Here is a 12,532-nt window from a genome sequence, read left to right on the forward strand (position 1 = left end):
TTGTGTATATGTTTAGAGAAATGAGAAAAAAGGATAGAGAAGTTTTTGGTGAAGACATAGAAAAAATTTTAATTAATGGAGAATATGGAATTCTAGCAACTGTTAGTGAAAATGGCTATCCTTATACTGTGCCATTAAGTTATGTTTATCAAGATAACACTATTTATTTTCATTGTGCTAAAGAAGGGCATAAGCTTGATAATATTGAAAAAAATCACAAAGTATCCTTTTGTATTGTTACGGATACTGAAATGTTACCAGGTAAGTTTAGTACAAAATATAAAAGCATTATAGCTTTCGGAGAAGCGAAGGAACTAACTGGAGAGTTAAAGAGAGATATTTTATTTAAATTTATTGAAAAATATTCTCAAAGCTTCATAGAAGAAGGTAAAAGATATATTGAAAGAGCACAAGATAGTGCAAAAATAGTAGAAATTAAAATAGAACATATTACTGGGAAATCAAGAGGATAATAAGAATAATGAAATTAAGATTAAGAGTGTAGTCTTAATTATTAAAATGCTATGTTGAGAACAACATAGCATTTCTATTTAGCTAATATTTATTATTAAAGAAATTGAGCTGAATATACATTATATTGAAGTTAATGTTATAATTAGAATATATATTACTAATTATAGTAAATGGAGGAATAAGGTTGAGGTGTAGTGAATTAACTGAGTATATAGTAGAAAAATTAATCACTCAGAAATTAATGATAAAAGATAGATGCTTAATAGTTGGAATTGATGGACAAGGATGTTCAGGAAAATCCACTTTATCTCAAAATATTAAAGATTCTTTAATAAAGTCAGGAGTAAAAGCTGAAGTGGTTTCAATTGATGATTTCTGTAATAAAAGAGCTATACGCTATTCTGGTGAATTACCATGTTGGGAACAACACTATTATAACAACTTTGACTATATAAAATTTGAAAGAGATATTTTAAAAAAAGTCAGAATAACAGGGAAAATAGAATTTAGTGATTTTGTTTTAGATACACTAGAGGATGAATATACAAAAAAATTAGATGTTTCCTTAGATAGTGAAGGGATACTCATAATTGAGGGTATATTTATATTTAAAAATGAATTTAAGAAATATTATGATTATAGTATTATGATTATAGTTGAAATAGATGAACAATTCAGACGTGCTTCTGAAAGAGATATATTTAAGAATGTTAACTTGAAAATGTTATTAAACCAATATAATGATAGGTATGTTCCAGCATATAAATTATATGAAAAGATTGATAACCCTTATTCCTTTGTAGATTTAATTATAGATAATACTAATGTGGATATGCCTAATATAATTAAATAAAGTAAATTATCATATAAAATCATAGGAGGAAATACATGAATAAAACAGTTGTTATATACAAATCAAAATATGGTTCAACAAAAAAATATGCAGAATGGATTGCTACTGAACTTGATGCGGATATTTTTGAGGCATCTAAAATTGATGTAGCGGATATGCAAAATTATTCTACTATTATTTATGGAGGCGGTCTTTATGCAAGTGGAATACTGGGTGTTTCATTAATTACTAAAGCCTTTGATAAGCTAAAAGATAAAAATTTAGTTGTATTTACTGTAGGACTTGCTGATCCAAGTAACACTAATCAATATATCCCTGTTATTAACAAGAATCTTACAAAGGAAATGCAGGATAGGATTAAATTATATCATTTTAGAGGTGCTATTGATTATAAAAATCTTGGTTTTATCCACAAATATATGATGGCTTTATTAAAAAAGAAAGTAAGTAAAATGCCTGAGGATAAAATGGATGATGAAGCAAAAATGATGCTTGAAACCTATGGTAAAGTAGTAGATTTTACAGATAAATCATCAATCAAGCTATTAATTGAATTTTGTAATGGATTATAGAGTATTACAAAATAATATGGTGATATGTTTATAAAGGAGCAATAGAGGAATATAACTGGAGGAGTAAAATGAAGTTAGTAACAATATGGGACAAGGTTGCCGTTGATTTTGGAAAAGTTGGACCTAAGTATTGGAATAGTTTTGGAGATAGATTAGTTGAACTTTCAAGTATTAACAAAGGAGCTAAAGTGTTAGATATTGGAATGGGTAGAGGTGCTTCATTATTTGCTGCAATAGATAAAATAGGTACAGATGGATATGCTGTAGGTATAGATAATTCAGAAGTTATGGTAAGTGAAACTCATAAAGATATTTTAAATAATAAAATATGTAATGCGGAAGTTAAAAATATGAATGCTCAGAATTTAAACTTTAAAAAAGATTCATTTGATAATGTTATTTGTGGATTTGGAATAGGATATCTTTTACTTAGTGAAAATAGATTAAATGGAATACTAGGGGTACTAAAAAATGGAGGACGAGTAGGATTTAGTATATGGGGTAAACAGGAAGATCAAAAGTGGTTAACTGAAATAGTTAATAAATATTTACCTACGAACATACAGAAAGAAAATAAAGATAGAAAGCCAGATATTCCAAAGTTTGATACAGTAGTGGATGTGAAAAAAATATTAGATGAGTCAGGTTTTAAAAATGTTAAAGTTCATGAAGAAAGTACAGATGTTGTGTATAAGGATAAAGAGGAATGGTGGCAAGAAATGTGCACCAATGCAGTTAGAGGAATATTTGAAAAAATAGAAGATTTGGGTTGTTATGTATTTGAAGAGTTTAAAAAAGACATATTTCAAGGACTAGAAAGTTTCGGCAAAGGTGACGGGCTTCATTTTAATATGTCAGTGATATATGCATTTGGAGAAAAATAAATATATTAGCTTAATAATATAGACAAGGAGTGGTAAATATGGCTAAGAGAATATATTTTGAAAAAATTCTTTCTCAGGATGATTTTACCGAGGCTGAGGTTGAGTATTTACTGCTCCTTGAGTATTGGGGAATGGGATATGGAAGTGAGATTCTAAGGGAATTATTAAATAAAGCTGAAGAAATGAAGAGTATACAACAAGTTATAGGAATGATAGATCCTAATAACATAGCATCTAGAAAAATATTATTAAAGAATGGTTTTGTATCATGTAAGGTATATGAAATAGATGATGGTTCTTTAACGGAAGTGTTAAGTAAAAATTTAAGATAAGTTATATACAAAGAAAGCAAAAGAAATTGGTAGAGAAAGAATTAAGTTTATGGAAAAATATTTTAATAGGTTACAGATGGAGATAGAAGGCATTAAGTAAATTAATGCTTTCTATTTTGTTTAGGAATTAATTAACTAATATACAAGTATATATATCATATTGAAATTAATGTTATAATTAAAATATAAATAAAATGATTGAGAAACTTGGGATAAAATAAAGAATGGAATGTTAGGAGTTGAATTGATGCCAATATTTGAAAATAAAACAATAATTACAAAAGAAGTAATAAATGAGCTTTCAGAAGAAAATTATAAGGAATGTAATAAGAAATATCGCAGTTTTGTTTTATTAATGTTTCTTATATCTGCATTTTTTACTGTTATAAACTTCATAACAAATGGAGTATACTTGGTTTCTGTGTCCATGTTTTTATCTACAGTATTTTTCCTTTTTATGTTTTTTAAAGGGTATACTTTAAAATTAAAAGAGAGTTATAAAAACTTTAAAGGGGTATATGGTGAATCAGTGGAAATAACGTTAAATTTTTACGATGAAAAAATAGATATTATTACATTTAGGTCTAATTTAACATTAGAGTATAGTCAAATTACTAAAGTATTAGAAACAGAAAATCTATTTTCATTGATGATAGAAAAACAAAATATAATTCTTAGTAAAAACGGTTTTATAAATGGAGATATTGATAAATTTAAATTGTTTATAAAGGAAAAAGGACTTATTGAATAAAATACTAATGTCGAAGGAGCATAAATTTCATTCTTTTATCTAGATTTAATAGGGGGTGAAAATTATTAATAATAAAAATAATGAATCAAAGTTAAATCCATTAGAAAACCAAGTAGAGGAGATAAATGAGTGGCAAAAGAACGCTAATAATCATGGTTATTTTATTGGCTCAGGCAAAGCACCATTACCTATGAAGAATATATTAAAGTCTCCTATAATTATGTTAATAATAGGAGTTATATTTGCAATACCAATAATATTTAGTTTAGTTAAGAATTTTAGCATTGAAACTATATTTAATAATGTGGTGATAATAACCATAAGTATTATACTAATTACTGGAGGCATTATAAGGCTGCTAAACAAAAGTTAATGAATTCACAATATATAAGTAAATAATTGGGAGGTTAAAGGAATGAAATCAGATTCAAAAATTAGAATTAAGTTATTACTAATAGCAATGGTTTTTGTAGGAGTATTGGCATTCTTTGGATATATGATTTGGGAAAAACCAAAAACAATAACCTATACATCTGCTATAAAAATTGTTGATGTCAATAACAAGGAAGATATAGCTAAATATGAAAAATATAAAAATCCTTATGCATATAAAGAAAAAGAAAATAATCAATTCACATTAAAATATCATGATTATATATATCCTTTAAAACCTATTGATAGCACACTAATATTAACATCAGAGCAATATGACGAGATAGTTGAGGGAAATGACTATTGATTTAAAATAAAATTTTATACTCCTGATAATAGTGGTAGTGGGATTGTAAAAAAAGTTTATATGGATGATCCTGCAAGAAAATAAAATATATTTCTGGTTGACATAAGAAAAGTTTAATTCTTGAAAATTATTTTTGAAAAAAATAATTATATGTTTATAAAATTTTATTTATATCTAGGAGGCTTAATGATAGTTATATCAACGCTTTGTAGATTGAAGAACATAAAAATAATAAAAGCTAAAAATATGTTATGTTATAGTTATTTTCATTTTGAAGGAGGGATAAAATATGATTTTATTTATAGAATGTGTTATTTCCTGTGCAGTTTTCACGCTAATTATATTACCTTCTCTTTATAAAGACCCTATTAAGCATATTATGTCTTACCCTAAAGAAATTATAGATAGGGTAGAAAATCTGCCTCAGTATAAATATGTTATTAAAGTTGAAGAAAAAAGACATTTATCAGTTAAATTAATTGCAGTATTGATTTTTGCAATTGTTCTTGCTGTAGTGGCATATTACTCTGGTGCAAAAAACTTTAAGTCTGCATATATCCACGTTTTTATATTATTTTTTGTGGTGAATATTTACGATATGATAGTATTAGATATTGGACTTTTTTGTCACAGTAAAAGAACAAGAATACCTGGAACTGAGGATATGGATAAAGAATATAAGAATCCCTGGCATCACATAAAGGGTGCTGTTATAGGAATAGTAATTGGCACTATTGTTGCTTTATTATCAGGGGCAATAGTCCATATCATAGGGATAATATAAAGTTACTAATTGAAATTTATAATGGATTATAGAGTATTAGAAATTAGATGAAAATGAATGTAGTTAAGGGGATTAAGATGTTAGGAAAAGAAGACATAATTAAAATGATTAAAGACATGGAATTACCTTTAAATGAATATTGGATAACCTCTGGTGCAGGTTTAGTAATTCATGGTGTTAAAGAAACCACAAATGATATTGATTTAGGGGGTACTACAAACTTAGTTGAGCTATTTGTAAAAAAAGGTTGTAAGTACACATTAGAAAAAGATAACTCAAGAATTGTTCAGATAAATAATACAATAGAAATACTAGAAAATTGGTTCGTAGATGAAATAGTGTTTATTGATGGATTACCTGTAGGAAGTTTAGAAAGTATAAAAAAGCAGAAGGCACAATTAGGAAGAGAGAAGGATATTAAGGATATTAAGATTATAGATGATTATATTAAGAATAGAGTTAATATAAAAATTTGGAAATATGAAATAAGGAATACTTATAGAGTTCAATTAGGAGTGAATAAATGTGAAAGGTATTAATTGTTTTTCTGACATTAACTATGAAGACATAATTGATAAAGAACATGTTCCTATAAATATTGATGCAAAAAAGGAAAATTCTATCATAAAAGTATTTGATGATAGGGAGTTATAATACAAGTAAAATTTACAAGGAAACATTAAATTTTTTAATTTGGAGGGTATTATGAATTTAACAGAACTTAATCCTAAAGGTAGATTTAGTAGTCGAGTAGAAAACTATGCAAAATATAGACCTAACTATCCTAATGAAATAATAGGGTTTCTAAATACATCAATTGGCTTAACTAAAGAAGCAATTATTGCTGATATTGGCTCTGGAACAGGAATCTCTGCTAAATTATTTTTGGATAATGGAAACGAAGTATACGGCATTGAACCTAATGCAGAAATGAGGTACGCTGGAGAGAAGTATCTAATTAATTACACAAATTTTCATTCAATAGATGCATCTTCTGAATATACAAAGTTGGAATCAGAATCAGTAGATATAATTACATCAGGACAAGCATTCCATTGGTTTGAACCAGAAGCTACAAAAAAAGAATTTCTCAGAATATTAAAACCTGGCGGGTTCGTAGTAATTATCAATAATAGAAGAAAATTTAGCAATAGCAAATTTATGAATGAATATATGGAACTAATTGAAAAATACTCAGAACGTGAGGGGGGGAATTCACTTAATACGGATTTACCCAAATTCTTTGGTTTAAAAACAATCGATAAAGAAATATTTTCTAATCCTCAAGTGTATAATTTGGAAAGATTAAAAGGGGATTTAGTATCTTATTCGTATATTCCAAATGAAGAAGACCCAAAATTCAATTATATGATTACGGAACTTGAACTTCTATTTAAAAAGTATAATAAAAATGGGACATTGATTTTTGATTATGAAACAGTAGTATACTACTGCAAAATGAAGTAGTTTACATAAATAATAATTGGAACTATTATTACTTTGTGAATTATGAAGAGAGGAAGAATATTAATGGTTAATATATTATTTAGTTTATATAATTTCCATGAAAATTGGGCAAAAGATACGATGGAAAAATATATAAAGTGTAATGATAAGGTTTTGGTAATTCCATTTTCTTTCGGTGAAAATATAAGCAATGATATGGAGTGGCAGAGTGCCTATAGTAAATATAAAGGAAAGTATTATAACACTATTGTTCTACCATTTTTAAGTTATGAAATTAGGGAAGAAAATATAGACTGGATAAATTATTTTAAAGATACAGAAGAAAGTGCAAAAAAGAAAGTAAGAAACAGTGACATAATATTTTTTACCGGAGGGTTACCTGATAAAATGATGTATCGCTTAAAGGAGTTTGATTTAATAAATGAGATTGAAAGTTTTGTAGGAGTAATTATAGGTATTAGTGCTGGAGCAATAATTCAGATAGCAGATTACCATATTACTCCTGATAAAGATTATGATACATTCTCATATAATAGAGGATTAAATTTGATTAGAGACTTTGATATTGAAGTTCATTATGAAGATACAGAAATAGAAAAAAATTATATAAATAAGGTATTAAATGAAAGAACAGATACTGTATATGCAATTAAAGATACTGGTGGGATAATTGTTGATAATAATGCAATTACATTACTTGGAGATACACAAATATTTAGTAGGAAATAGTTTAACTTTTTTCAAAATTAAAAAAGTTGATTGTGTAGATGGGGGAGTTATGAAGAGAATTATAAATATATTATTGGTTAGTTTACTGTTTTGGTTTACGTTGGATATTACAGGGTTTTCTATAGGAAATTCTTGCTTAGTTGAAAGCCCAGGCATACTGAGTTTTGATACTACTTGGTGGATAATTTTTGTTGTTTGTTCTATGCTATTTTTCTTAAAAGAAAAACAAGGTAAATATGTATTATCAGTATTTCTTACGGTTTGGGTTATAGTTCAATATTTTTCACATTGGAATTACACAATTTTTGGTGTAACTGAGAGGAAATTAAGTGGGTATAATAAATTCTTTGCTAACACATACCATATTATTCCACAATCTGATAGTATATTGATACCTGATTTATACCATATAATTTTACACATATTATTAATCTCATTACTTGTTTTAATGATAGTGTATATATTTCAAAAAAGAAATAGAATAACTTCAGCTTAATCCATTTGTTCCTATAATTATAATTGAGTTTGATTAGGAGATAAATTAATAATTTAGTGGAATTGTTATTTGTATTATGCAGGGCATAAATATATCACATAAGAAGAGTAAATAAGTATATGTTTTGGATAATGAAATAATTGTTAATAACATTTATAGCTTTAAATATATAATGGGAGATTAGCTGATATGAGGATGGTTAAAAAATTATTTATAGTATTAGTAATTATAATAGTAGCAATTACAATATTGCCTTGGATAGTATTTCCAATTAGTAATAATATAAAGTTATATAAGTTTTCAAAGCAATTATATAATTGTAAATTGCCAAATAATACCCAGTTAATTGATAAAGATTCTGTATATGGTAAATTAAATGGTAATGGTAATGGATTAGATTTTGCTACTGTTATAGTATTAAAATCTGAATTGGATACCGAAAATATAGAAAACTACTATAAATCAAGAGATTTTCATACTATAGAAGAGAAAGATAATCCTCCAACTATAGAGGTTGGAGTTATAAGTGATGGTAAAATTGATAGTAAATTATTAGAGCATAAAAGTTTTATATTGGACGAAGATAGCAAAAAGGATGATTACTATTATGTAATTATTTATGATGGTGGGTACGCTTCTTATTTTGATATTAATGGTAATTAAAAATTATATAAGCATTATATTTTGAACTTAACCAATAAAAATAAGTCATAGTATTCTTGAGTTTCAATGTAATTTAGAGAATTAATTGATGATTTTTACAATATTTGGTATTATATAGAAAAAGGGGGCGTATTTATGGAGAAAAAAGCCAAGATACTTATATTAGGAACTTATCATTTTGCAAATGGTGGAGAACATTTAATTAAAACTCAATGTGAAGATATGACTACTGAAAAAAAACAAAAAGAAATTAAGGTAGTGATAGAAAAGCTAATGCAATTTAAACCAAATAAAATTGCTGTTGAAGCAAATCGAGGAAAAGAAGAGGAATTAAATAAGGCTTATTCCGAGTATTGTATAAATAATTATAATTCATCTAACAAAATAATAAGTCATAGAAATGAAATTGTTCAATTAGGGTTTAGGTTAGGACAAATATTAAAACATAATAAAATTTATCCTATAGACTATCCAGTAGATTTACCGGAGCAGGTTTTTGAATATGCTGAAAAGAATTGTCCAAAGTTCTATGAGAAGTTTATGAATGAAATAAAGGAATGTAATATAAGTGAAAATGAAATTATGAAGAATAGTACAGTTATTGAAATCCTAAAGCATCTTAATGATCCTACGCGTATTGCAAAGGAGCATAGTGATTTATATTTAGATATGGCTCAAATAGGAGCTGGAGGTAAATATTATGGAGTGGACATGCTTACAGAATGGTATAGGAGAAATCTTTATATTTTTGGAAATCTACAAGATATAGTTGAATCTGGAGATAGAGTTTTGGTTATTTATGGAGCTGGGCATTGCAAAATACTTCAGGATTTTGTATCAGAGTATAATGATTTTGAATTAGTAGATACCTTGGATTATCTATAAATCTAGATATCTAGATTTATAATTTAGAAAATTAATTGATGATTTCTACAGTGTTTGGTATTATATAGAAAATAAGGTTTATTGGGGGTAGTAAATATGAGATTTCAATTAGCTAAGAAAGAACAACTCAAAATACTCTGTGCAAAGTCTGTAAGTATGGCTTAAGGCGACAATTGCACAGAGGTAAATATCTAGTCGCCATTACTAAATAAATTCATACTTATACAGGCTTTGTTTCCTTAATTTAAAGTATAAATTTAAGGAGCTGAGCTTTATGGGATATGTAAAGGCTGAAACAATTTTACCAGATAATTTATTAAGAGAAATTCAAAAGTATATTCAAGGAGAATATGTATATATTCCATCTGAACATACAACACGGAAAAAGTGGGGAGAAAAGTCAGGAACCAGGCAGCGTATACAAAATAGAAATGAAGTTATACGTAATAAGCATGAAAGTGGATATACCATTGATGAGCTGTCAGAAGAATTTTTTCTTTCTATAGATAGTATTAAAAAAATTGTATATAGTAAAAATAGAAATGAAAAGCTATCACTCTAATAATGAGTGGTAGCTTTTTATGTGCAAAGAATAATATAGAATTGTTCTTTATATATTAATTGATGATCTCTGTATATTAAAATAAGTATGATGATAAATTTTGACATGTGAAATTCTTAATTAAAGATATTTATGTTTGTGGGGTGAAATATAAATAATAAATTTTTTGAATTAGGTATACAGAAAGGAATAATATTTAAAATGGGGTTAGATATAGAGGAATTAGGTGAAGAATTTTCTCATTTAAAACTTGTTGGTAGTAAGGACAATTCAATAAGACTAATCAATGGAATAATAAAGAATAAAAAGGTTGAAGATGAAGATTTATTTGTTATAGAGGGATTATGGGCCTATGAAAAGATAATTAAAAGTAATATTAGAATAATAAACTTTGTATTTTGTCTAGAGTTTATTAAAAACAAATCTACCTTTGATATGGTTAAGAGTATTTCTATGATAGCAGAGAATTCATGTTTAATATCAAGTAATTTGTGTAAAAGATTGAGTAGCAGAGATAGTGGAGAAGGATTTTTTCTATTATGTAGTTTTCCAAAGTATAATCTTGGGAATATAAGGTTGAAGGAAAACAATTTGTTAGTAGTACTTGATGGATTAGAGAAACCAGGAAATATTGGAACAATTATAAGGTCAGTTGATGGTGCTGGTGGAGATGGAGTAATTATTTGTAATAGTAAAGTTAGAAAAACAAATCAAAAGCTGATAAAGTCAAGCATGGGATCTAGTTTTATGTTGCCAGTTGTAAGTAGTGACATAGAATTACTTGTAAGGTGGCTTAAGAGTAACGGATTTAAGATTATTGTTACTGATTTAAAAGCCAGTAACAATTACTATGATGCTAATTATAAGGGGAGAATTGCTATTATTGTAGGAAATGAAATACATGGAATTTCAGAAATTTGGAATAAATATGAATGTGAAAGAATAATAATCCCCATGTTTGGAGGTGCAGATTCCTTAAATGTAGGAGTAGCAGCTACTATGATTGTTTATGAAGCAAGCCTTTCTCAAAAGAATTTAGGTAAAAGAATTGGCTAACTATGATTTAAATAAATCATAGTTTTATGGATTATATAAGTAGGAAAGAGGGCGTAGTCGTAGAGGCTACACCTTCTTTTTTTAGTGATTATTTTTAGTAAGTATTAAGTAATAGCAGGATTTATTAAAATATACCTTGCAATGCAAAGTACATTTTAATATAATAATAATATACTTTGTATTACAAGGTAAGGGAGGAGTTGCTGTGAATAATAATTCTCAAATTCTTAAAGGTATTCTTGAAGGATGTATACTAAGTATAATTTCAAAGGAAGAGACCTATGGTTATGAACTACTAACAAAATTAAAAGGATGTGGATTTGAAGATATTGTTGAGGGAACGCTTTATCCATTATTACTTAGGCTTGAAAAAAATCAGTTAATAATTGCTGAAAGAAGGAAATCATCCGCGGGAGTTAATAGAAAATATTATAAACTATCAGAAATGGGAAGTATAGAACTTGAAGGTTTTATAGAATACTGGAATAAACTACATGTTAATGTAAATAAGATTATAGGGGGGATGGACGATGAGTAATAGCATATTGAGGGATGAATATAAGGAAGCATACACCAGTATAGTAATATACTTATCAAGTAGTGGTATGGAAGGTAACTTTATGGATGAAGTAAGTGAGGATGTAAAGGACTTATTAATAAGTGCACAGGATGATGGTATTGATGTGAAGAGTATAATTGGTAATAATATTGAAGAATTTTGTAAAGAAATAATAAAATCAAAGGATATTAATAGTAGTACAATACTTAATATATATCAAAGTACTAGGTGGGCTATAATTATGTCAGCAATGATGTCATTATTATATTATATATTTCATATGAAATTCACCTTAAATATAATTTTTATGTTTATAGTTGACTTTTTGTTTTGTAGGTTTATTTTTAGTATAGGATTAAGGAAAGTAATAATAAAAAATAAAGGAAATACAAAAAAAATAATAAAGGTGTTATTATTATATATTTTATTTGTGATACCAGGAGCAATTCTAAACTTTATCTTAATTACAAATTTTGTTGTAGAAATTAATTCATTATACACATTCATGATTTTAGTAGCAATATTGCTATTAAGTTACATCATAGGTAAAGCTTTTAGAAATAGAAAGGTGAGGTTAGATTAAGTAATAAAGCAGTAGAATTTTAGCTTTCTACTGCTTTATTTATATAGACAAATAACAAAATATTTAACCTTTTAAATAGGTTTCTGTAAGAAGTTTTTACAATATGAGTTTTTATTGTAGTGTATCCTTGGCTGTAAGTATAC

20 protein-coding genes are annotated in these 12,532 nt (G+C 26.8%); all 20 read left to right on the forward strand.

Annotated features, from left to right (window positions below):
• Nucleotides 1–8: 8 nt before the first annotated feature.
• Complete coding sequence (locus B3Z56_RS04240) at nt 9–473, forward strand: pyridoxamine 5'-phosphate oxidase family protein (RefSeq protein ID WP_346849070.1); 465 nt, start codon at nt 9–11, stop codon at nt 471–473.
• Nucleotides 474–658: 185 nt separating this feature from the next.
• Nucleotides 659–1,327 carry a hypothetical protein gene (locus tag B3Z56_RS04245; RefSeq protein ID WP_346878306.1) on the forward strand — a complete coding sequence of 223 codons (669 nt, stop codon included), beginning with the start codon at nt 659–661 and terminating at the stop codon, nt 1,325–1,327.
• A gap of 35 nt (nt 1,328–1,362) precedes the next feature.
• Nucleotides 1,363–1,899 (forward strand): flavodoxin domain-containing protein, encoded by a 537-nt coding sequence (locus B3Z56_RS04250; protein WP_346878307.1) that lies wholly within the window; start codon nt 1,363–1,365, stop codon nt 1,897–1,899.
• Between the two features lie 68 nt (nt 1,900–1,967).
• The gene (locus B3Z56_RS04255) at nt 1,968–2,783 is read left to right on the forward strand and encodes a class I SAM-dependent methyltransferase (RefSeq protein ID WP_346878308.1); all 816 of its coding nucleotides are present in this window, start codon (nt 1,968–1,970) and stop codon (nt 2,781–2,783) included.
• Nucleotides 2,784–2,821: 38 nt separating this feature from the next.
• The gene (locus tag B3Z56_RS04260) at nt 2,822–3,115 is read left to right on the forward strand and encodes a GNAT family N-acetyltransferase (protein WP_346877945.1); all 294 of its coding nucleotides are present in this window, start codon (nt 2,822–2,824) and stop codon (nt 3,113–3,115) included.
• Between the two features lie 247 nt (nt 3,116–3,362).
• Nucleotides 3,363–3,866, forward strand: a complete 504-nt coding sequence (locus B3Z56_RS04265; protein WP_346877944.1) for a YcxB family protein — start codon at nt 3,363–3,365, stop codon at nt 3,864–3,866.
• Nucleotides 3,867–3,921: 55 nt separating this feature from the next.
• A complete protein-coding gene (locus tag B3Z56_RS04270) occupies nt 3,922–4,239 on the forward strand; it encodes a hypothetical protein (protein ID WP_346877943.1) in 318 nt (105 codons plus the stop codon).
• 42 nt (nt 4,240–4,281) lie between these two features.
• Nucleotides 4,282–4,605 (forward strand): hypothetical protein, encoded by a 324-nt coding sequence (locus tag B3Z56_RS04275; protein ID WP_346878309.1) that lies wholly within the window; start codon nt 4,282–4,284, stop codon nt 4,603–4,605.
• 289 nt (nt 4,606–4,894) lie between these two features.
• The gene (locus B3Z56_RS04280; protein WP_346877941.1) at nt 4,895–5,389 is read left to right on the forward strand and encodes a hypothetical protein; all 495 of its coding nucleotides are present in this window, start codon (nt 4,895–4,897) and stop codon (nt 5,387–5,389) included.
• A 53-nt stretch (nt 5,390–5,442) separates the two neighbouring features.
• A complete protein-coding gene (locus B3Z56_RS04285) occupies nt 5,443–5,928 on the forward strand; it encodes a hypothetical protein (RefSeq protein WP_346878310.1) in 486 nt (161 codons plus the stop codon).
• Nucleotides 5,915–6,043: a hypothetical protein gene (locus tag B3Z56_RS04290; RefSeq protein ID WP_346878311.1), complete on the forward strand. Its 129-nt coding sequence runs from the start codon at nt 5,915–5,917 to the stop codon at nt 6,041–6,043. The genes B3Z56_RS04285 and B3Z56_RS04290 overlap by 14 nt, the downstream gene beginning before the upstream one ends.
• A gap of 39 nt (nt 6,044–6,082) precedes the next feature.
• On the forward strand, nt 6,083–6,856 hold the full coding sequence (locus tag B3Z56_RS04295; protein ID WP_346877939.1) for a class I SAM-dependent methyltransferase: 774 nt from the start codon (nt 6,083–6,085) through the stop codon (nt 6,854–6,856).
• A 63-nt stretch (nt 6,857–6,919) separates the two neighbouring features.
• Entirely contained in the window at nt 6,920–7,585 is a 666-nt protein-coding gene (locus tag B3Z56_RS04300) for a Type 1 glutamine amidotransferase-like domain-containing protein (protein WP_346878312.1), read from the forward strand.
• Nucleotides 7,586–7,634: 49 nt separating this feature from the next.
• On the forward strand, nt 7,635–8,081 hold the full coding sequence (locus B3Z56_RS04305; protein WP_346849059.1) for a hypothetical protein: 447 nt from the start codon (nt 7,635–7,637) through the stop codon (nt 8,079–8,081).
• A gap of 189 nt (nt 8,082–8,270) precedes the next feature.
• Nucleotides 8,271–8,744 carry a hypothetical protein gene (locus B3Z56_RS04310; RefSeq protein ID WP_346877937.1) on the forward strand — a complete coding sequence of 158 codons (474 nt, stop codon included), beginning with the start codon at nt 8,271–8,273 and terminating at the stop codon, nt 8,742–8,744.
• A 135-nt stretch (nt 8,745–8,879) separates the two neighbouring features.
• On the forward strand, nt 8,880–9,629 hold the full coding sequence (locus B3Z56_RS04315; protein ID WP_346878313.1) for a DUF5694 domain-containing protein: 750 nt from the start codon (nt 8,880–8,882) through the stop codon (nt 9,627–9,629).
• Between the two features lie 274 nt (nt 9,630–9,903).
• Nucleotides 9,904–10,191 (forward strand): CD3324 family protein, encoded by a 288-nt coding sequence (locus tag B3Z56_RS04320; protein WP_150843961.1) that lies wholly within the window; start codon nt 9,904–9,906, stop codon nt 10,189–10,191.
• 201 nt (nt 10,192–10,392) lie between these two features.
• The gene (locus B3Z56_RS04325) at nt 10,393–11,247 is read left to right on the forward strand and encodes an RNA methyltransferase (RefSeq protein WP_346878314.1); all 855 of its coding nucleotides are present in this window, start codon (nt 10,393–10,395) and stop codon (nt 11,245–11,247) included.
• Nucleotides 11,248–11,452: 205 nt separating this feature from the next.
• Entirely contained in the window at nt 11,453–11,785 is a 333-nt protein-coding gene (locus tag B3Z56_RS04330) for a PadR family transcriptional regulator (protein ID WP_346849055.1), read from the forward strand.
• Complete coding sequence (locus tag B3Z56_RS04335; protein ID WP_346878315.1) at nt 11,778–12,389, forward strand: DUF1048 domain-containing protein; 612 nt, start codon at nt 11,778–11,780, stop codon at nt 12,387–12,389. Before B3Z56_RS04330 ends, B3Z56_RS04335 begins: the two co-directional genes overlap by 8 nt.
• Nucleotides 12,390–12,532 lie beyond the last annotated feature (143 nt).

It is taken from the genome of Clostridium sp. UBA7791 (assembly GCF_002480755.1).
Lineage (GTDB): Bacteria > Bacillota > Clostridia > Clostridiales > Clostridiaceae > Clostridium_J > Clostridium_J sulfidigenes.

What these genes read in the sequence shown, in the direction of transcription:
- B3Z56_RS04250 (WP_346878307.1), top strand. Translation starts at nt 1,363, where the DNA reads ATGAATAAAACAGTTGTTATATACAAATCAAAATATGGTTCAACAAAA.
- B3Z56_RS04240 (WP_346849070.1), top strand. Translation starts at nt 9, where the DNA reads ATGTTTAGAGAAATGAGAAAAAAGGATAGAGAAGTTTTTGGTGAAGAC.
- B3Z56_RS04285 (WP_346878310.1), top strand. Translation starts at nt 5,443, where the DNA reads ATGAATGTAGTTAAGGGGATTAAGATGTTAGGAAAAGAAGACATAATT.
- B3Z56_RS04275 (WP_346878309.1), top strand. Translation starts at nt 4,282, where the DNA reads ATGAAATCAGATTCAAAAATTAGAATTAAGTTATTACTAATAGCAATG.
- B3Z56_RS04320 (WP_150843961.1), top strand. Translation starts at nt 9,904, where the DNA reads ATGGGATATGTAAAGGCTGAAACAATTTTACCAGATAATTTATTAAGA.
- B3Z56_RS04255 (WP_346878308.1), top strand. Translation starts at nt 1,968, where the DNA reads ATGAAGTTAGTAACAATATGGGACAAGGTTGCCGTTGATTTTGGAAAA.
- B3Z56_RS04300 (WP_346878312.1), top strand. Translation starts at nt 6,920, where the DNA reads ATGGTTAATATATTATTTAGTTTATATAATTTCCATGAAAATTGGGCA.
- B3Z56_RS04310 (WP_346877937.1), top strand. Translation starts at nt 8,271, where the DNA reads ATGAGGATGGTTAAAAAATTATTTATAGTATTAGTAATTATAATAGTA.
- B3Z56_RS04325 (WP_346878314.1), top strand. Translation starts at nt 10,393, where the DNA reads ATGGGGTTAGATATAGAGGAATTAGGTGAAGAATTTTCTCATTTAAAA.
- B3Z56_RS04260 (WP_346877945.1), top strand. Translation starts at nt 2,822, where the DNA reads ATGGCTAAGAGAATATATTTTGAAAAAATTCTTTCTCAGGATGATTTT.
- B3Z56_RS04265 (WP_346877944.1), top strand. Translation starts at nt 3,363, where the DNA reads ATGCCAATATTTGAAAATAAAACAATAATTACAAAAGAAGTAATAAAT.
- B3Z56_RS04315 (WP_346878313.1), top strand. Translation starts at nt 8,880, where the DNA reads ATGGAGAAAAAAGCCAAGATACTTATATTAGGAACTTATCATTTTGCA.
- B3Z56_RS04280 (WP_346877941.1), top strand. Translation starts at nt 4,895, where the DNA reads ATGATTTTATTTATAGAATGTGTTATTTCCTGTGCAGTTTTCACGCTA.
- B3Z56_RS04305 (WP_346849059.1), top strand. Translation starts at nt 7,635, where the DNA reads ATGAAGAGAATTATAAATATATTATTGGTTAGTTTACTGTTTTGGTTT.
- B3Z56_RS04335 (WP_346878315.1), top strand. Translation starts at nt 11,778, where the DNA reads ATGAGTAATAGCATATTGAGGGATGAATATAAGGAAGCATACACCAGT.